Here is a 17,604-nt window from a genome sequence, read left to right as displayed (position 1 = left end):
AGCGGTCCTCCGGGGCCGCGACGGCCGTGGGAGAGTCCGGCCAAAAAACGATCGGACTGCCATGGTAACGAGCCCGCGGCGAACCCTCCCGTCCACGTCACGCATCGGCCAGGACCGCCCGCGGGCGGCGGGGGTCCCGGCCGGTGTCCTTCGGTGACGTGGCGCCGTCAGACGGTGAGGAGCGCCTGGTAGGGCGCGCCGTCGAGCGCGGCCTCGATCCGGGCGCGGCCCGGGAGGAAGCTCAGCTCCATCAGCACGGCCAGTCCGGCGACCTCGGCGCCGGTGCGGCGGATCAGCTGGATCGCCGCGTCGGCCGTGCCGCCGGTGGCCAGGACGTCGTCCACGATCAGGACCCTGTCCTGCGGGCCGAGGTCCTCCGCGTGGATCTCGACCTCGGCCGTGCCGTACTCCAGCGCGTAGGTCTGGGACAGCGTGGCCCCCGGCAGCTTGCCCGCCTTGCGCACGGGGACGAAGCCGAGCCCGGCGCGGACCGCGACCGGCGCGCCGAGGATGAAGCCGCGCGCCTCCAGGCCGACGACCTTGGTGGCGCCGTGCGCGGTGCCGAAGGCGGCCAGTGCGTCGGTGAGCGCGGTCAGCGCCACCGGGTCGGCCAGCAGGGGGGTGATGTCCTTGAAGACGATGCCGGGCTTCGGGTGGTCGGGCACGTCCCTGATGCGGTCGGCGAGCAGGCGCGCCAGCCCCCCGTCCCCCTGGAGCGGGGACGGGGGGCTGGCGGGCCCGGGTTCGGTACCGGTCACCGGCGCTTCCCCGAGGGACGGCCACGGCCGCGGTTGCGGGCGGGCGGCTGACGGCGCGGGGCGCGTACGGCCGCCGCCCCGGCGCCGGCGCCCGCGGGCTCCGGCTCGTGCTCGACGGCGTCGTCGGCCGGTTCGTGCTCCTCCTCGGCGGCGCGCTCACCGTCCCGCGCGTCGTCCTCGGTGAACTCGCCGTCGAGGTCGTCCTCGTCCTGCCCTGCCTCGGCGCGCTTCGCGCGGCGGGACAGCACACGGCGGTCCTGGGCCTTGACCTCGGGCTCGCGCATCTTCAGGTCGGCGACCAGCGGGGTCGCGATGACGATCGAGGAGTACGCGCCCGCGGTGAGGCCGACGAACAGCGACAGCGCGATGTCGTTGAGCATGCCGCCGCCGAGGAGCCCGCCGCCGATGAACAGCAGCGCCGCGACCGGCAGGAGGGCGACCACCGAGGTGTTGATGGAGCGCACCAGCGTGCCGTTGAGGCTGCGGTTGGCCAGCTCCGCGTAGGTGAACCGGGTCTGGCGCGTGTAGTTCTTCGTCTGCTCCTTGAGTCCGTCGAAGACGACGACGGTGTCGTAGAGCGAGTAACCGAGGATCGTCAGCAGACCGATGACCGTGCCCGGCGTCACCTCGAAGCCGACCAGCGCGTACACGCCGACGGTGATCGTGATGTCGTGGATCAGGGCGATGAGGGCGGCGACGGCCATCCGCCACTCGAAGGCGATGGCCAGGTAGATGACCACAAGCACCATGAAGATGCCGAGGCCCTGCCACGCCCTGTTCGCGATCTGGTCGCCCCAACTCGGGCCGATGACCTCGGCGTTGAGCTGATCGGTCGGGATCTCCAGCTCCTCGGCCAGTGCCTCGCGGGACGCGTTGGACTGGTCGGTGTCCAGGCCGCTGACCTGGATACGCATCGCGCCCTCGCCGCCGAGCGCCACGACGATGGGACTGTGCCCGGTCGTCTCCTCGACGATGGACTCGGCCTCGCTCATGGAGAGCTTGTCGGTCTCCGGCGTGGTGAAGACCGCGCCGCCCTGGAACTCGACGCCCATGGTGAGGCCGCGCAGGAGCACGGCCGCGAAGGCGAGGATCGTGATGGCGATGGAGACGAGGTACCAGAACTTCCGCCGACCGACGAAATCGACGCCGACCTCGCCTCGGTAGAGCTTGGCACCGAATGCGCCGAGCCGTGACATCTCACGCCTCCTTTGGGTCGGACGGGACGGGGGCGGGACGGCTGCGGCGCAGGGGGGGCCTGGCGCCGAGCCGCTTGGGGTCGAGACCGGACCACGGGTGGCCCGAGGAGAAGAACCGGCGGCGCGCCAGCAGCGTCATCAGCGGCTTGGTGAACAGGAACACCACCACGACGTCGAGCAGCGTCGTCAGGCCGAGCGTGAACGCGAAGCCCTGCACCTTGCCGACCGTGACCACGAACAGGACCGCGGCGGCCAGGAAGGAGACGAAGTCGGAGACGAGGATGGTGCGCCGCGCGCGGGGCCAGGCCCGTTCGACGGCGGGCCGGAGCGTACGGCCTTCGCGTACCTCGTCCCTTATCCGTTCGAAGTACACGATGAACGAGTCCGCCGTGATGCCGATGGCGACGATGGCGCCGCAGACGGCCGGGAGGTTGAGCGCGAAGCCCATGGCCGGGCCGAGGAGCGCCATGATCGTGTAGGTCAGGATGCTGGAGACCACGAGGCTGGCGAGGGCGATCAGCGCGAGACCGCGGTAGTAGACCACCATGTAGAGGACGACCAGGCCGAGGCCGATGGCGCCCGCGATCAGACCGGCGCGCAGCTGCTCGTCGCCCAGCGTCGGGGAGACGGTGGAGACGCTGGCCTCGTCGAAGCTCAGCGGCAGGGCGCCGTAGCTGAGCATGTTGGACAGGTCCTCGGCGGACTCCTGGGTGAAGCTGCCGGAGATCTCGGCGCTGCCGCCGCCCAGGCGCTGGGAGACGCTGGGCGCGGAGACGACCTCGCCGTCGAGGACGATCGCGAACTGGTTCTGCGGCTGGGCCTGGGTGGCGAGCTGCTCGGTGATGTCGGCGAACCGGTCGGAGCCACCGTCGGTGAACTCCATCTGGACGATCCAGCCCTGGCCGCGCTGGGTGTCGTAGACCGAGCTGGCGTCCTGGATGTCGGTGCCGGGGACGGCGACCGGGCCGAGGGCGTACTTCCACTGGCCTTCGGTGTCGCAGGTGATGATGTTGTCGCCCTCGTCGGCCGCGGCGGCCTCGCGGTCCGCCACGAGGCGGGCCTCGGGGGTGGAGCAGTCGAGCGCGTCGAGCCTGGCCTGGATGTCGGCGGCGGCCTGGGCGGCCTCGCCGCCGTCCTCGGCCGGGGCCTCGTCCGCCGGGGCCTCGGTGGCGTCGTCGGCGGGGGCCTCGTCCGCCGGGGCGTCCGTCGCGTCGTCAGCCGGGGCGTCGGTCTCGTCGGCGCGGAAGGACGTGAAGCTCGCGGTGTTCGCGGTGGTGGCGCCGCCCGGGGTGGACATGCCCTGCGCGTCGTCGGTCGCGTCGTCCGTCGCGGCGTCGTCCGTGGCCGCGTCGTCACCGGCGGAGGCGTCGTCCGTGGGCTCGCCCGCGTCCTCGGAGGGCTCGTCGGTCGCGGAGGCGTCGGGCGACTCCTCGGGAGCGGGGGACTCGCCGCCGTCCGCGGGGGCCTCCTCCTCCGGCAGCGCCTGGGCGGGGACGGCCGTCAGGACCGGCCGGAAGCCCAGCTGGGCCGTGGTGCCGACCTGGTCCCTCGCCTGCTGCTCGTCCGTGCCCCGGGGGATGTTGACGATGATGTTGCGGTCACCCTGGGTCTGGACCTCCGCCTCCGAGACACCGAGGCCGTTGACCCGGCGCTCGATGATGTTCACGGCGGTGTTCATGTTGGTCGCGTTGATCGCGGACTCGTCGCCGTCATCGACGCGAGCCTCCAGCGTGATGCTCGTACCGCCGGCCAGGTCGATACCGAGGCGTGGTGTGGTGTGCCCGGAGAGGAACATGCCTCCCGTGAGCGCCACGATCGCCAACAGCACGAACAGCAGGGACCTGCCCGGGTGCCCGTGGGCGCCGCGGGACGAGGGGCCCCTTTTCCTGGAGGGCCTGACGCCCTTCTTCGGTGTCGCCACCTTGTCGTCTTCTCTCTGTCCAACGACCGCGCCAGGGGGATCGCCGCGCGGCTCAGCGGGATGACTGACGAACGGCCCGTGCCGTCGTCGTCAGGACTTGGGTCCGTGCTCGCTGTCGTCGTCCGTGCGGGCGACCGTCTCCTCGGTGTCGGACTTGCCCAGGTCAACGCGGCCTTCGGCGTCCGCGGGCGTCGCGTCGTCGGCGTCCTGGGTCAGCGAGGAGGCGTCGTCCGGCACGAGCGGGGCGTCGTCGGCGTCGTAGAGCGGCTCGTCATCGACGATCCGCTCGTACTCCTCGGCGTCCAGGACGGCGCTGACGGAGCCCTTCGCGTAGACGGCGTGCACGCCGGGGGTGATCTCCAGCAGCAGCGTGTCCTCGCGGACCTCCTTGATCTGGGCGTAGAGGCCCCCGATGGTGCGGACGCCGGCACCTGGCTCCATCGCGTCCCGCATCTCCATGGCTTGGCGCTGCCGGGCCTTCGTGCCGCGCTGCATCATGAAGATGACGCCGACGATCATAATGAGGGGGAACAGAATCGCGATATCCACGATGCAGGAATTTCCTTACATGGCCGCTGACGCGGTCCGACTATGGGGGGGGGTGGGCATGCCGTCCTGTAGAGGGGATGGCATCGGCGGAGTCTAGGCGAGGCTTCGCCGCCGGAACAACGTCCAGGAGACTATCCGAGTTCCGGTACGGCGAAATCCGACGGCGTCACGGCCCGAACAATCCTTCTTGTCCGCCGTTCCCGCCGGGAACCGGTGGTTCCACACCCATGTGCCGCCAGGCCGCCGGGGTGGCGACCCGCCCCCGCGGGGTGCGGGCCAGCAGCCCCTCGCGCACGAGGAACGGCTCGGCGACCTCTTCCACTGTCTCACGCTCCTCGCCGACCGCGACGGACAGCGTGGACAGGCCCACGGGCCCGCCGCCGAAGAGGCGCAGCAGGGCGTCCAGCACGGCGCGGTCGAGGCGGTCGAGGCCGCGTTCGTCCACCTCGTAGACGGCGAGGGCGCGGGCCGCGGCGTCGTCGGTGATGACGCCGTCCCCCCTGACCTGGGCGTAGTCGCGGACGCGGCGCAGGAGGCGGTTGGCGATGCGGGGTGTGCCGCGGGAGCGTCCCGCGATCTCGGCCGCGCCGCCCTCGGTGACGCGCACGTCGAGAAGGGCCGCGGACCGGTGGACGACGCGTTCGAGTTCGCCGGTGCCGTAGAACTCCATGTGGCCGGTGAATCCGAAGCGGTCGCGCAGCGGGGGCGGCAGCAGACCGGCCCTGGTCGTGGCGCCGACAAGGGTGAACGGCGGGAGTTCGAGCGGAATGGCCGTCGCGCCGGGACCTTTGCCCACCACGACGTCCACCCGGAAGTCCTCCATCGCCATGTAGAGCATTTCCTCGGCGGGACGGGACATCCGGTGGATCTCGTCCAGGAAGAGGACCTCGCCCTCGGTGAGGGAGGAGAGGATCGCGGCGAGGTCGCCCGCGTGCTGGATGGCCGGGCCCGAGGTGATGCGGATGGGCGCGTTCATCTCGGCCGCGATGATCATGGACAGGGTCGTCTTGCCCAGGCCGGGGGCGCCGGAGAGCAGGACGTGGTCGGCGGTGCCGCCGCGGGCGCGCGCCGCGCGCAGGACGAGGTCGAGCTGTTCGCGGACGCGGTGCTGGCCGATGAACTCGCCGAGGTCCCGGGGGCGCAGGGCGGCCTCGACGGCGAGGTCCTCGCCGTCCGCCGCCGACCGGACGAGTCGGTCCTCGTCCTCGGTCGCGTACTCGTCCCGGGTCACGGGGATCGCCTCCTGGCGGGGGTGTGCGGGGTGGTCAGCGGGCGCGGTTCAGGGTCTGGAGGGCGGCCCGCAGCAGGGCGGGGACGGAGGGCTCGCCGCCCGAGGCGGTGACGGCCTCGGCGTCCGGCGTCACGGCGGTGACGGCGCGGTCGGCCTCGCGCTGGGCGTAGCCGAGGCCGACGAGCGCGTCGAGCAGTTGGTCGCGCCAGCCCGCCGGGGTCTGCGCGGGCAGGGCGGCCCGGTGCGTGCCGACCGGCTCGCCGAGGCGGTCCTTGAGGTCGAGCAGGAGCTTCTGGGCGCCCTTCTTGCCGATGCCGGGGACGGCGGTGAGCGCCTTCTCGTCCCCCGTGGCGACCGCACGCCGCAGCGTGTCGGGGCTGTGGACGGCGAGCATCGCCTGGGCGAGCCGGGGGCCGACGCCGCTGGCCGTCTGGAGGAGTTCGAAGACCTGGCGCTCGTCGTCGTCGGCGAAGCCGTAGAGGGTGAGCGAGTCCTCGCGGACGACGAGCGAGGTGGCGAGCCTGGTCTCCTCCCCCGCGCGCAGTCCGGCGAGGGTGCCGGGCGTGCAGTGGACGGCGATGCCGATGCCGCCCACCTCGACGACCGCGGTGTCGGGGGCGAGGGCGGCGACCGGTCCTGTGACGAAGGCGATCATGACGGGAGGATGCCCTTCGGAGCGGGGGCCGCGGCGCCGAGGCGCGCGGCGGCGTGTGCCTGCTGGAGGCGGGAGACGGCCGGTGCCCGCCACAGGTGGCAGATGGCGAGGGCCAGGGCGTCGGCGGCGTCGGCGGGCTTGGGGGGTGCGTCGAGCCGCAGCAGCCGGGTGACCATCGCGCCGACCTGGGCCTTGTCGGCGCGGCCCGAGCCGGTGACGGCGGCCTTGACCTCACTCGGGGTGTGGAGCGCGACGGGCAGGCCGCGCCGGGCCGCGCACAGCATGGCGACGGCGCTGGCCTGGGCGGTGCCCATGACGGTGCGGACGTTGTGCTGGCTGAACACCCGTTCCACGGCGACCGCTTCTGGCCGGTGCGTGTCGAGCCACTCCTCGATGCCCGCCTCGACGAGGACGAGTCGGCGCGGGGCGTCGAGATCCGCGGGGGTGCGGACGACGCCCACGGCGACCATGGCGAGCCTGCGGCCCGCCGAGCCGTCCACGACCCCCACGCCGCAGCGGGTCAGTCCGGGGTCAACTCCCAGTACGCGCACCGACGGCCTCCCTCGTGTCCCCGTCCCGGTCCGTGCCGACCGGCCTGCCCGGCAGGCTACCGGCCGGCACCGACAACGGCGGGGAGCGGCGCAGGTCCCGGCGCCGCCATGAGGTGGGTCAGACCTCGACCTTGGCCATGATCTCGTCGGTGACGTCGAAGTTCGCGAAGACGTTCTGGACGTCGTCGCTGTCCTCCAGCGCGTCGATCAGGCGGAAGATCTTCCGGGCGCCGTCCTCGTCCAGCTCGACCTGCATGGCGGGCACGAAGCTGGCCTCGGCCGAGTCGTAGTCGATCCCGGCGTCCTGGAGCGCGCTGCGGACGGCGACGAGGTCACCGGCCTCGCTGACGACCTCGAAGGAGTCGCCGAGGTCGTTGACCTCCTCGGCGCCCGCGTCGAGCACGGCGCCGAGCACGTCGTCCTCGGCCAGGTCGTTCTTCGGCACCAGGACGACGCCCTTGCGGTGGAAGAGGTACGAGACCGAGCCGGGGTCGGCCATGGACCCGCCGTTGCGGGTCATGGCGACGCGTACGTCGGACGCGGCGCGGTTGCGGTTGTCGGTGAGGCACTCGATGAGCACCGCGACGCCGTTCGGGCCGTACCCCTCGTAGGTGATCGCCTGGTAGTCGGCGCCACCGGCCTCAAGCCCGGCGCCGCGCTTGACCGCGCGGTCGATGTTGGTGTTCGGGACGGAACTCCGCTTGGCCTTCTGGATGGCGTCGTAGAGCGTGGGATTGCCGTCCGGGTCACCGCCGCCGGTGCGGGCCGCGACCTCGATGTTCTTGATCAGCTTCGCGAACAGCTTGCCGCGCTTGGCATCGATCACGGCCTTCTTGTGCTTGGTGGTTGCCCACTTGGAGTGGCCGGACACAGCGCTGCTCCTTCGATGTCACCAGAACTTCAACCGACGTGGTGATCCTACCGGCAGCCCGCTACCACGGGTCACGCACCGTCCGCGCCCGTCGCGCCACCGGCTTCGGTGATCATCCCGACGAACAGCCGGTGCACACGGTGGTCGCCCGTCAGTTCCGGGTGGAACGCGGTGGCGAGCAGACGCCCCTGCCGGACGGCGACGGGGTGGCCCTCGTGCTCCGCCAGGATCTCGGCGGCGGCGCCGGTGGACTCGACCCACGGGGCCCGGATGAAGACGCCCTCCACCGGGCCGCCGGGCACCCCGGCCACCTCCACGGCCGCCTCGAACGACTCGTTCTGCCGCCCGAAGGCGTTGCGCCGCACGATCATGTCGATGCCGCCGACCGTCTCCTGGCCCGAGCGCGGGTCGAGGATCTTGTCGGCCAGCATGATCATGCCCGCGCACGAGCCGTAGACGGGCAGCCCGGCACGCACCCGCTCGCGCAGCGGCTCCAGCAGCCCGAAGGCGGCGGCGAGCTTGAAGATCGTGGTGGACTCGCCGCCCGGGATCACCAGGCCGTCCACGGCGGCCAGTTCCTCCGGCCTGCGGACCTGCCGGGGCACCGCGCCGACGGCCGCCAGCGCGGTGAGGTGCTCACGGACGTCGCCCTGGAGGGCGAGGACGCCGACGACGGGACCGGTCACGTGCGCGGGCCCCCCGCTCACCAGCCGCGGGTGGCGTAGCGCTCACCCTCGGGCAGGACGTCGATGTTGATGCCGACCATCGCCTCGCCGAGGCCGCGGGAGACGTCCGCGATCACCTTCGGGTCGTCGAAGAAGGTGGTGGCCTTCACGATGGCGGCGGCGCGCTTGGCCGGGTCGCCCGACTTGAAGATGCCGGAGCCGACGAAGACGCCCTCGGCGCCGAGCTGGCGCATCAGGGCGGCGTCGGCGGGGGTGGCCACGCCGCCCGCGGAGAAGAGGACGACGGGCAGCTTGCCCAGCTCGGCGACCTCGCGGACCAGCTCGTACGGGGCGCGCAGCTCCTTCGCCGCGGCGAACAGCTCGTTGTTGTCGAGGGCGCGCAGGCGGCCGATGTCGCCCTTGATCTGCCGCATGTGGCGGACGGCCTCGACCACGTTGCCGGTACCGGCCTCGCCCTTGGAGCGGATCATCGCCGCGCCCTCGGAGATGCGGCGCAGGGCCTCGCCGAGGTTGGTGGCGCCGCAGACGAACGGAGTGGTGAAGGCCCACTTGTCGGTGTGGTTGACCTCGTCGGCCGGGGTCAGGACCTCGGACTCGTCGATGTAGTCCACGCCGAGCGCCTGGAGGACCTGCGCCTCGACGAGGTGGCCGATGCGGGACTTGGCCATCACCGGGATGGAGACCGCCTCGATGATGCCGTCGATCATGTCCGGGTCGGACATGCGGGCCACGCCGCCGTCCTTGCGGATGTCGGCCGGGACGCGCTCCAGCGCCATGACGGCGACGGCGCCCGCGTCCTCGGCGATCCGCGCCTGCTCCGGGGTGACGACGTCCATGATCACCCCGCCCTTGAGCTGCTCGGCCATGCCGCGCTTGACGCGGGCGGTGCCGGTCTCGGGGGCCTGCGGGGTGCTGGGGGGCGTGCTCACGGATTCGACCTCACTCGGCGGTTCGACGGATGGGACGGACGGGCGGCGATTCGGGACGTACCGCCGGAAAACGCGACGGGACGCCCACTCCATCGTAAGCCCGTTCGTACGGCGTCCACGGGGCCGTGGTGGCGCGTGGACGGCCGGTGCCACCTCTCCAGGGAACCGCGCCGGTGGCCCCCGGGGAAAGGGCCAATCACCCCCGGGTGGACCGGTGGCCGGCCCGCGCCTCAGCCGCGCGGCGCGGAGCCCTGGCCGGGCCCGAGCCGCCCGGCCGCGTACTCGACCACGACGGGCGGCGGCTCGTCGTCCATCTCGAACGCCATGGGGAACGGCGCGTGGCCCGCCAGCCGGAACCACCGGACCATCCGGTGCCGCCGCAGGGCCCGCGTGGCGCGGACCCCGTCGTTGTGGAAGCGCCGGGCCATCGGCACGCGGCGTACGGCGGCGGCCAGCTCGTCGGCCGTCGCGTCGCCGCCCGGCGCGTCCTGCACGACGCGGAACTGGGTGCTGTCGGACAGGACGGCGCGCAGGGCCTGGCTCAGCTCGTTCTCCGCGACCTCCCGCTGTTCCTCCGGGGCCAGGCGCGCGGTGTGCGCGGCCTGGTAGAGGACCATCGAGGCGGCGGGGTCGAAGACCCCGGCGGTGGCGAGTTCCTGCGCGATGGAGGCGCGGCGCAGCAGTTGGGCGTCGAGGGCCGCGCGGGCGGCGTCCAAGCGGGCGTGCAGGCGGTCGAGCCGTCCGGCGGTCCAGCTGAGGTAGCCCGCGAAGAGGACGAGCGCGACGACGATCCAGATGACGGTGGTCACGCCGGGCCACCCTAGTGGTCAGTCGCGGGCGAAGCCGAGCCGCCCCAGCAGCCCGGTCCTGTCGTCGGGGGCGACGGCGCCCGCGCCCGCGGTCACCGTCTCGTAGACGGCGAGGATGTCGGCGCCGACCGTGGACCAGTCGAAGCGGCGTACGTGGGCGCTGCCGCGCGCGCGCAGTTCGGCCAGGCGCCCCGGCGCGCCGAGCAGCCGCACGGCCGCCGCGGCGAGGGCGTCGGCGTCCTCGTTCGGGAACAGCTCCCCCGCGGCGCCGCCGTCCAGGACCTGCGCGAACGCGTCGAGGTCGCTGGCGAGGACGGGCGCGCCCGCCGACAGCGCCTCGACCAGGATGATGCCGAAGCTCTCGCCACCCGTGTTGGGGGCGACGTACAGGTCCACGCTGCGCAGGAGCCGCGCCTTGTCCTCGTCGCTGACCATGCCGAGGAACTCGACGCGGTCGCGCATCTCGCGCGGCAGTCCGGCGACGGCCTCCTCGGCGTCGCCGCGGCCCGCGACGAGGAGCCGCGTGCGGGGCCGCTCGGTGAGGATGGCGGGGAGGGCGCGCATCAGGACGGGAAGGCCCTTGCGCGGCTCGTCGATGCGCCCGACGAACCCGATGGTGTCGCCCTGCCACTCGGGCTTCGGCTCGGCGCGGGCGAAGAAGCCGACGTCCACGCCGTTCGGGATGACGACGGCGTCGCCGCCGAGGTGCTCGACGAGGGTACGGCGGGCGTACTCGCTGACGGCGATGCGGGCGCTGATCTTCTCCAGCGCGGGCTGGAGCATCGGGTAGGCGGCGATCATCGCGCGGGAGCGCGGGTTGGACGTGTGGAAGGTGGCGACGATCGGTCCGCGCGCCGCCCAGCAGGTGAGCAGCGCCAGGGAGGGGGTGGCGGGCTCGTGGACGTGCAGGACGTCGAAGTCGCCCTCGTGCACCCAGCGGCGGACGCGCGCGGCGGACAGGAAGCCGAAGTTGAGCCGTGCGACGGAGCCGTTGTAGGGCACGGGCACGGCGCGCCCGGCGCACACGGCGTACGGCGGCAGGGGGGTGTCGTCGTCGGCCGGGGCCAGTACGGAGACGGTGTGGCCGAGCCTGATCAGGTGCTCGGCGAGGTCCCGCACGTGGAACTGGACACCGCCCGGCACGTCCCAGGAGTAGGGGCAGACGATGCCGATCCTCATGCCGTGCTCCTTCTCGCCCGCTTCAGCTGGTTCCGCCTCGACCACCGCTCCCGTCCGCCGTGCCACGTCACCGCCCGGCGCGTGGGGGGATGTCGCCCGGCCACATCCGCTGGAGCATGTGCCAGTCCTCGGGGTGGGCGGCGATGGCCCCGGCGAACGTGTCGGCCAGGGCCTGCGTCATGACGGCGGTCTTCTCCGCACGCGTACCAGTGTCGGGCACGGGGACCGGCGGGTGGACGCGTCCCCGCATCACCGGTGAGTCGTCGTACCACAGGCTCACGGGGAGGAGCAGCGCGCCGGTCTGCTGCGCGAGCAGCGCGGGGCCCGCGGGCATGCGGGCCGTCTCGCCGAAGAACTCGACCTCGACCCCGGAGCGGGTGAGGTCGCGGTCGGCGACGAGGCAGACGAGGCCGCCCGCGCGCAGCCGCCGCGCGAGGGTGCCGAACGAGGCGCCGCCGGTGTGCGGCAGCACCTCCATGCCGAGCCCTTCGCGGTAGGCGACGAACCGGTCGAAGAGGGACTCGGGCTTCAGCCGTTCCTGGACGGTCGCGAAGGGCGTTTCGAGCGCCGTGACGACCCAGGCCCCGGCGAGGTCCCAGTTGCCCATGTGGGGCAGGGCGAGGACGACGCCGCGTCCCGAGGCGAGCCCGTCGGTGAGCAGGTGGGCGTCGGCGGGCGCGAAGGCGGTCCTGCGGCGCTCGGGTCCGTAGACGGGGAGCCGGAACGACTCGATCCAGTAGCGCAGGTAGCTGCGCATCCCGGCCCGGGACAGCTCGCGCAGCCGCGCGGGGTCCGCGTCGGGGACGACGCGGGCGAGGTTGGACTCAAGGCGCAGCACCGCCCTCCCCCGGCGGCGCCACGCCGTGTCGGCGATGCGGCGGCCCAGGGCCATGGCCGCCGGTTCCGGGAGGCGTTTGACGGCGCTCCAGCCGAGGCCGTAGAGGGCGTCGGAGAGGCGTTCCCTCATGCCGTGCCGTGTCCCTTCGCCGCGGCCTCCGCCGCGTCGGCCTCGGCCGCCTCCCGGCGCACGGTGACCATGCGCTGGACGAGCGTGACGAGGCTGCCCGCCGCGACGACCCACAGGGCGATCGGCAGCAGGACGCCGATGTGCGGGACGTCGAACGTGCGCTCCCATCCGGCGAAGCCGGCGAGGACGAGGGTGATGACGAGGCGTTCGGCGCGCTCCACGAGACCGTTGACCTTGACCGGCATGCCGATGCTCTCGCCGCGTGCCTTGGTGTAGGAGACGACCTGGCCGCTGGCGAGGCAGAAGAGGGCGACGGCGCACAGCGTCTCGTCGTCACCCTGCCCGGCGTACCACAGGGCGATGCCGGAGAAGATCGCCGCGTCGGCGACCCGGTCGAGTGTGGAGTCGAGGAAGGCGCCCCAGCGGCTCGACGTGCCGATCTGGCGGGCCATGTTGCCGTCCACGAGGTCCGAGAAGACGAACAGCGTGATCACGACCGTGCCCCAGAAGAACTCGCCCCGGGGGAAGAAGACCAGCGCGCCCGCCATCACCCCGGCCGTCCCTATGAGGGTGACCATGTCGGGGGTCACGCGCAGGCGGATCAGCAGGGCGGCGAACGGCGTGAGGACACGCGTGAAAAAGGCCCGCGCGTACTTGTTGAGCATGTCCTTCCCAGGGTTCGGAGCGACCGCGCTGTCGGGCGGCCACCGGGGTGCCCCATCGTAGTCACGCCGCCGCCTGGCCCGTGCGGCGCCCGTCGGCGGGGGGACGGCGGGGGTGCGGGAAGTTGGCCGGAGATGGTCCGCGCGCCGGGTGAGGGGGGCTCGGCGCCGCTAGGCTTGCGGCGGTTCAGGTGTGTGCGGCCCGGCGCTGGGGAACTGCCCTGTCAGCGGCCGGTGTTCGGCGGTGGTCGAGAGCTGGGGGTGCCCATGGCGGGTCTGGACGGCGGCGCGACGGGAGTGGAGTTCGACTTCGCGCCCGGCGCCCAGGTGCCCCTGTCAGGGGTGGGCAGCGGGCTGACGGGGGTGGCGAGCGCGATCGCCTCCGTGGCGTACCGGGACTCGCCGCCCGAGGAGATCAGGACGCCCAACGAGGCGGCCGAGGTCAAGACGGGCCGCTTCTCCCTGCTGGAGCCGAACCTCGGCGAGGCGTTCACGCGCGCCGTGGAGAAGCGGATGCTGGGGGACGGCCGCAAGCCGCTCGTGCAGTCCTTCGGCGTGGACCCGCAGACGGTCGTCGAGCACGCGCTCAACGCGAAGCGCATCCGCAAGCAGCGGGACCGGCAGCTCACGGCGATCATGGTGGCGTTCGGCGTGCTCTTCCTGCCAGGCGTGCTGGTGTGGCTGGGGCTGTTCCAGCTGCGGCGCACGTTCGCGGGCTCCCAGGGCCGCCGCGCGGGCGCGCTGGGCACGCTGCTGCTGTTCATGATCGCCGGGCTCGCCGTGCTGGCGGTGCTGCGGCTGCCCGTGGACGGCGTGGTGCAGCTGTACGTGTGGGCGGTGCTGCCCGCCCCTGTCCTCGGCTGGCTGCTGGCGCGCGAGATCTGCGAGCGCACGGCGAAGAACCTGCGGGCGCACTGGTCGGCGCTGCTCGGCGGCGGCGGGGCGGGCGCGCGCATCCCCGAGGCCGTGCCGCGCAACCCCAACGACGCCGAGGCGGAGCGGCTGCGCGTCGGCCTCGCGAAGCTGCGGGCGGAGCAGGCCAGCAACATGGTCCACTACGCCGGGCCCAAGGGGATACTGGGCATGGGCGTGCGCTGGGGCAGCTGGCAGTTGGCCGAGGAGCTGCGCCCGAAGGCCGCGGGCCGGGAGATCGACCCATTCCGCAGCTGGGACGTCGCGCGGGCCATCGGTGACCAGCTGCGGATGCTGGAGCGCGGTCCGCTGCACACGGGCGGTTTCACGCCGCCGTCGATAGTGCACTGGGTCGTGCGGCACGTGGGCGAGGGCGCGGGCGAGGTGTCGCGGCCCGACGGCCCGGCGGCCGACGGGTTCAGCTTCAGCAACATCGAGGTGCAGCGCATCTGCAACGAGCAGCAGTACGACAAGGGCGACCGGCACTACGTCGGCGCGCAGTTCGTGCTGTGGGACGGTGAGCTGATCATCACCATGATGATCAGTGTGACGGTGCTCCACCACACGCTGCGCATCGAGGTGACCGGGCACGCCCTCGGGCCGCTGAACGGCTGGTTCCGCAAGGGTCCTTCCACGGAGAGCCGCGAGTTCCGCGACCCGCTGCGCCCGTGGAAGAAGCGCAAGCAGGACCTGCCGCTGGTGAAACCGCGCGAGGTGGTGCGGCTGGCGGCGCGGGCGCCGCTGACGTGGTTCCCCGCGCAGCTGGACAAGTGGGGCGGCACGATCAGCCTGCCGGAGCCGTTCGGCCTGCGGCACACCTGGGCGGAGAAGCCGTGGCGGCACCGCTTCATGGTGGACGACGTGCTGCGGACGGCGACGCCCGTGCTGCGCGTGGCGCACGCGGCGGCCATAAAGGTGCTGGCGGAGAACGGCGTCGAGGTCGCGCCGTTCGACAGCCGCTCGCAGGCGCTGAGCGGCCAGGTGGAGGCCGCCGAGCCGCGTCAGGCGGACGAGTACAACATGTGAGCCCGCCGCCGCGCGGTGGTGCCGCGCGGCGGGACGGGGCGGGTCAGGCGGGCCAGGCGGCGGCGAGCATCCGCCGGGTGTCGGCGAGCAGTTGCGGCAGCACCCTGGTGTGGCCGACGACCGGCATGAAGTTGGCGTCACCGCCCCAGCGCGGCACGACGTGCTGGTGCAGGTGCGGCGCGATGCCCGCCCCGGCGGCCACGCCCTGGTTGATGCCGATGTTGAAGCCGTGGGCCCCGGAGGCGGTACGGATCGCGGTCATGGCCTGCTTCGTCAGCTCGGCCAGCTCGGCGGTCTCGGGACCGGTCAGGTCCGTGTAGTCGGCGACGTGCCGGTAGGGCACCACCAGGAGGTGCCCGCCGTTGTACGGGTACAGGTTCAGCACCGCGTAGACGCTCTCGCCGCGGGCGGTGATCAGCCCGTCCTCGTCGCTCTTGCCGGGGATCACGCAGAACGGACAGCCGTCGCCGGCGCCGGGTCCCGTCGGCTTCCCCTCGCCCTGGATGTAGGCCATCCGGTGGGGGGTCCACAGGCGCTGGAACGCGTCCGGCGTCCCGACTCCGATCTGCTGCTCCGGCTCGCTGCTCATGGCCGTCAGCATATGGCGTACGGACGGCACGCGGCTGCCGGGTGCGGGGTCCCGGGGCGGACGACCGCCGCCCCGGGACGTGCCGCTCAGACCTGGGCGCGGGTGCGGACCGCCTCGGCGATCTCCTGGAGGGCCTCGGCGCGCGGGACACCGTTCTTCTGCGAGCCGTCGCGGTAGCGGAAGCTGACCGCGCCCTGGGCGATGTCGTCGTCGCCCGCGATGACCATGAAGGGGATCTTGGCCTTCTGGGCGTTCCTGATCTTCTTCTGCATGCGGTCGGACGAGCCGTCCACCTCGACGCGCAGCCCCAGCGCCTTCGCCTCGGCGGCGAACTCCTCCAGGTACGGGACGTGCCCGTCGCCGATCGGGATGCCGACCGCCTGCACGGGGGCCAGCCACGGCGGGAAGACGCCCGCGTAGTGCTCCAGCAGGACGGCGAAGAAGCGCTCGATGGAGCCGAAGAGCGCCCGGTGGATCATCACCGGGGTCTGCCGGGAGCCGTCGGCCGCGGTGTACTCCAGGCCGAAGCGCTTGGGCTGCTGGAAGTCCACCTGGATGGTGGACATCTGCCAGGTGCGGCCGATGGCGTCCCTGGCCTGCACGGAGATCTTGGGGCCGTAGTACGCGGCGCCACCGGGGTCGAGGACGAGTTCGAGGCCCTGCTTGCCCGCCGCCTCGCGCAGCGCGTCGGTGGCCTCGGCCCACTCCTCGGCCTCGCCGATGAACTTCTCCGAGTCGCCCCGGGTGGACAGCTCCAGGTAGAAGTCCGACAGGCCGTAGTCGCGCAGCAGGTTCAGGACGAAGGTGAGCAGGGCGTCCAGCTCGTCCGGCATCTGCTCCTTGGTGGCGTAGATGTGGGAGTCGTCCTGGGTGAACCCACGGGCACGGGTGAGGCCGTGGACGACGCCCGACTTCTCGTACCGGTAGACGGTGCCGAACTCGAACAGCCGCAGCGGCAATTCACGGTAGGACCGGCCGCGTGCCCGGAAAATCAGATTGTGCATCGGGCAGTTCATGGCCTTGAGATAATAATCCTGGCCTTCGAATTCCATGGGCGGGAACATGGATTCCGCGTAGTTCGGCAGATGCCCCGAGATCTCGAAGAGCTTCCGCTTGCTGATGTGCGGCGTGTTGACGAATTCGTAGCCGGATTCCTCGTGACGGCGCCGCGAGTAGTCCTCCATCACCCGGCGGACGGTCCCGCCCTTCGGATGGAACACCGCGAGCCCTGAACCCAGCTCCTCCGGGATCGAGAACAGGTCGAGTTCGGTGCCGAGCCGCCGGTGGTCACGCTTCTCCGCCTCGGCGAGAAAGGCGAGATGGGCCTTCAGCTCGTCACGCGAGGGCCAGGCCGTGCCGTAGATGCGCTGGAGCTGCGGGTTGCGCTCGCTGCCGCGCCAGTAGGCGGCGGCGCTGCGCATCAGCTTGAAGGCGGGGATGAGGCGGGTGGTGGGCAGGTGCGGGCCCCGGCACAGGTCCTTCCAGCACAGGTCGCCGCTCTTCGCGTCCACGTTGTCGTAGATCGTCAGCTCACCCGCGCCGACCTCGGCGCCCGCGCCGTCGGCCGCGTCGGCGGCGGCGCCCTTGAGGCCGATCAGCTCCAGCTTGTAGGGCTCGCCCGCGAGTTCGGCGCGCGCCTCGTCGTCGCTGACGACGCGGCGCTCGAAGCGCTGCCCCTGCTTCTGGATCTGCTGCATCCGCTTCTCGATGCGGCCGAGGTCGTCGGGCGTGAACGGCTCGGCGACGTCGAAGTCGTAGTAGAAACCGTCCCTGATGGGCGGCCCGATGCCGAGCTTGGCCTCGGGGAACAGCTCCTGCACGGCCTGGGCCATGACGTGCGCGGTGGAGTGCCGCAGGATGTCGAGACCGTCCGGGGAGTCGAGCGTCACGGGCTCGACCACGTCGCCGTCGGCGGGCTCCCAGGCGAGGTCACGCAGCCGGTCCCCGGCGCGTACGGCGACGACGGAACGGTCGCCCTCGAAGAGCGCGGCGGCCGTCGTTCCCGTGGTCACCACGCGTTCTTCCCGCTCGGAATCGCGCTGGATGGTCACACGGACGTCCGACACCGGTCTCTCCTGACTCACGGCTGACTGGGCGCGGCGGGGGCCGCGCA

The 17,604-nt window shown here is 72.5% G+C and carries 17 protein-coding genes; 1 reads left to right on the top strand and 16 read right to left on the bottom strand.

Features of this window, described 5'->3' with window-relative positions:
* Positions 1 to 167: 167 nt before the first annotated feature.
* From IF27_RS18710 to pgsA, 14 genes are all read right to left on the bottom strand, one after another.
* On the bottom strand, positions 168 to 698 hold the full coding sequence (locus tag IF27_RS18710; protein WP_052850884.1) for an adenine phosphoribosyltransferase: 531 nt from the start codon (positions 696 to 698) through the stop codon (positions 168 to 170).
* A 56-nt stretch (positions 699 to 754) separates the two neighbouring features.
* Complete coding sequence (secF, locus tag IF27_RS18705) at positions 755 to 1,954, bottom strand: protein translocase subunit SecF (protein WP_052850803.1); 1,200 nt, start codon at positions 1,952 to 1,954, stop codon at positions 755 to 757.
* Between the two features lies 1 nt (position 1,955).
* Positions 1,956 to 3,875, bottom strand: a complete 1,920-nt coding sequence (gene secD, locus IF27_RS18700) for a protein translocase subunit SecD (RefSeq protein WP_420822028.1) — start codon at positions 3,873 to 3,875, stop codon at positions 1,956 to 1,958.
* Positions 3,876 to 3,965: 90 nt separating this feature from the next.
* Complete coding sequence (yajC, locus tag IF27_RS18695) at positions 3,966 to 4,424, bottom strand: preprotein translocase subunit YajC (protein ID WP_110946033.1); 459 nt, start codon at positions 4,422 to 4,424, stop codon at positions 3,966 to 3,968.
* A 166-nt stretch (positions 4,425 to 4,590) separates the two neighbouring features.
* Positions 4,591 to 5,655 carry a Holliday junction branch migration DNA helicase RuvB gene (ruvB, locus tag IF27_RS18690; RefSeq protein WP_052850801.1) on the bottom strand — a complete coding sequence of 355 codons (1,065 nt, stop codon included), beginning with the start codon at positions 5,653 to 5,655 and terminating at the stop codon, positions 4,591 to 4,593.
* A 34-nt stretch (positions 5,656 to 5,689) separates the two neighbouring features.
* Positions 5,690 to 6,310, bottom strand: coding sequence for a Holliday junction branch migration protein RuvA (gene ruvA, locus IF27_RS18685; protein WP_052850800.1), 621 nt, complete (start codon positions 6,308 to 6,310; stop codon positions 5,690 to 5,692).
* Positions 6,307 to 6,861: a crossover junction endodeoxyribonuclease RuvC gene (ruvC, locus tag IF27_RS18680; RefSeq protein ID WP_052850799.1), complete on the bottom strand. Its 555-nt coding sequence runs from the start codon at positions 6,859 to 6,861 to the stop codon at positions 6,307 to 6,309. Before ruvC ends, ruvA begins: the two co-directional genes overlap by 4 nt.
* A 118-nt stretch (positions 6,862 to 6,979) precedes the next feature.
* Positions 6,980 to 7,732: a YebC/PmpR family DNA-binding transcriptional regulator gene (locus IF27_RS18675; protein WP_052850798.1), complete on the bottom strand. Its 753-nt coding sequence runs from the start codon at positions 7,730 to 7,732 to the stop codon at positions 6,980 to 6,982.
* A 71-nt stretch (positions 7,733 to 7,803) separates the two neighbouring features.
* Positions 7,804 to 8,418, bottom strand: coding sequence for a pyridoxal 5'-phosphate synthase glutaminase subunit PdxT (pdxT, locus tag IF27_RS18670; protein ID WP_052850797.1), 615 nt, complete (start codon positions 8,416 to 8,418; stop codon positions 7,804 to 7,806).
* A gap of 17 nt (positions 8,419 to 8,435) precedes the next feature.
* Positions 8,436 to 9,347 (bottom strand): pyridoxal 5'-phosphate synthase lyase subunit PdxS, encoded by a 912-nt coding sequence (pdxS, locus tag IF27_RS18665; RefSeq protein ID WP_052850796.1) that lies wholly within the window; start codon positions 9,345 to 9,347, stop codon positions 8,436 to 8,438.
* 230 nt (positions 9,348 to 9,577) lie between these two features.
* Complete coding sequence (locus IF27_RS18660; protein WP_052850795.1) at positions 9,578 to 10,156, bottom strand: hypothetical protein; 579 nt, start codon at positions 10,154 to 10,156, stop codon at positions 9,578 to 9,580.
* Positions 10,157 to 10,174: 18 nt separating this feature from the next.
* Positions 10,175 to 11,335 carry a glycosyltransferase family 4 protein gene (locus IF27_RS18655; protein WP_052850794.1) on the bottom strand — a complete coding sequence of 387 codons (1,161 nt, stop codon included), beginning with the start codon at positions 11,333 to 11,335 and terminating at the stop codon, positions 10,175 to 10,177.
* A 67-nt stretch (positions 11,336 to 11,402) separates the two neighbouring features.
* Positions 11,403 to 12,302, bottom strand: a complete 900-nt coding sequence (locus tag IF27_RS18650; RefSeq protein ID WP_052850793.1) for a phosphatidylinositol mannoside acyltransferase — start codon at positions 12,300 to 12,302, stop codon at positions 11,403 to 11,405.
* Positions 12,299 to 12,967 carry a phosphatidylinositol phosphate synthase gene (gene pgsA, locus IF27_RS18645; protein WP_052850792.1) on the bottom strand — a complete coding sequence of 223 codons (669 nt, stop codon included), beginning with the start codon at positions 12,965 to 12,967 and terminating at the stop codon, positions 12,299 to 12,301. Before pgsA ends, IF27_RS18650 begins: the two co-directional genes overlap by 4 nt.
* 264 nt (positions 12,968 to 13,231) lie before the next feature.
* Here pgsA and IF27_RS18640 point away from each other — a divergent pair, with 264 nt between their 5' ends.
* Positions 13,232 to 14,902, top strand: a complete 1,671-nt coding sequence (locus IF27_RS18640) for a hypothetical protein (protein WP_052850791.1) — start codon at positions 13,232 to 13,234, stop codon at positions 14,900 to 14,902.
* Between the two features lie 43 nt (positions 14,903 to 14,945).
* On the opposite strand, the gene IF27_RS18635 is transcribed toward IF27_RS18640, so the two are convergent.
* The gene (locus tag IF27_RS18635; RefSeq protein ID WP_052850790.1) at positions 14,946 to 15,503 is read right to left on the bottom strand and encodes an HIT family protein; all 558 of its coding nucleotides are present in this window, start codon (positions 15,501 to 15,503) and stop codon (positions 14,946 to 14,948) included.
* A gap of 74 nt (positions 15,504 to 15,577) precedes the next feature.
* On the bottom strand, positions 15,578 to 17,557 hold the full coding sequence (gene thrS / locus IF27_RS18630; RefSeq protein ID WP_052850789.1) for a threonine--tRNA ligase: 1,980 nt from the start codon (positions 17,555 to 17,557) through the stop codon (positions 15,578 to 15,580).
* Positions 17,558 to 17,604 lie beyond the last annotated feature (47 nt).

Source organism: Streptomyces avicenniae (genome assembly GCF_000719135.1).
Lineage (GTDB): Bacteria > Actinomycetota > Actinomycetes > Streptomycetales > Streptomycetaceae > Streptomyces > Streptomyces avicenniae.
The sequence above is the reverse complement of the archived record's forward strand: the minus strand, read 5'-3'. Positions and strand labels throughout refer to the sequence as shown.

Coding starts and splice junctions, on each gene's coding strand:
- ruvA (WP_052850800.1), bottom strand. CDS start 6,310: ATGATCGCCTTCGTCACAGGACCGGTCGCCGCCCTCGCCCCCGACACC.
- IF27_RS18650 (WP_052850793.1), bottom strand. CDS start 12,302: ATGAGGGAACGCCTCTCCGACGCCCTCTACGGCCTCGGCTGGAGCGCC.
- IF27_RS18655 (WP_052850794.1), bottom strand. CDS start 11,335: ATGAGGATCGGCATCGTCTGCCCCTACTCCTGGGACGTGCCGGGCGGT.
- IF27_RS18640 (WP_052850791.1), top strand. CDS start 13,232: ATGGCGGGTCTGGACGGCGGCGCGACGGGAGTGGAGTTCGACTTCGCG.
- secF (WP_052850803.1), bottom strand. CDS start 1,954: ATGTCACGGCTCGGCGCATTCGGTGCCAAGCTCTACCGAGGCGAGGTC.
- pgsA (WP_052850792.1), bottom strand. CDS start 12,967: ATGCTCAACAAGTACGCGCGGGCCTTTTTCACGCGTGTCCTCACGCCG.
- IF27_RS18635 (WP_052850790.1), bottom strand. CDS start 15,503: ATGCTGACGGCCATGAGCAGCGAGCCGGAGCAGCAGATCGGAGTCGGG.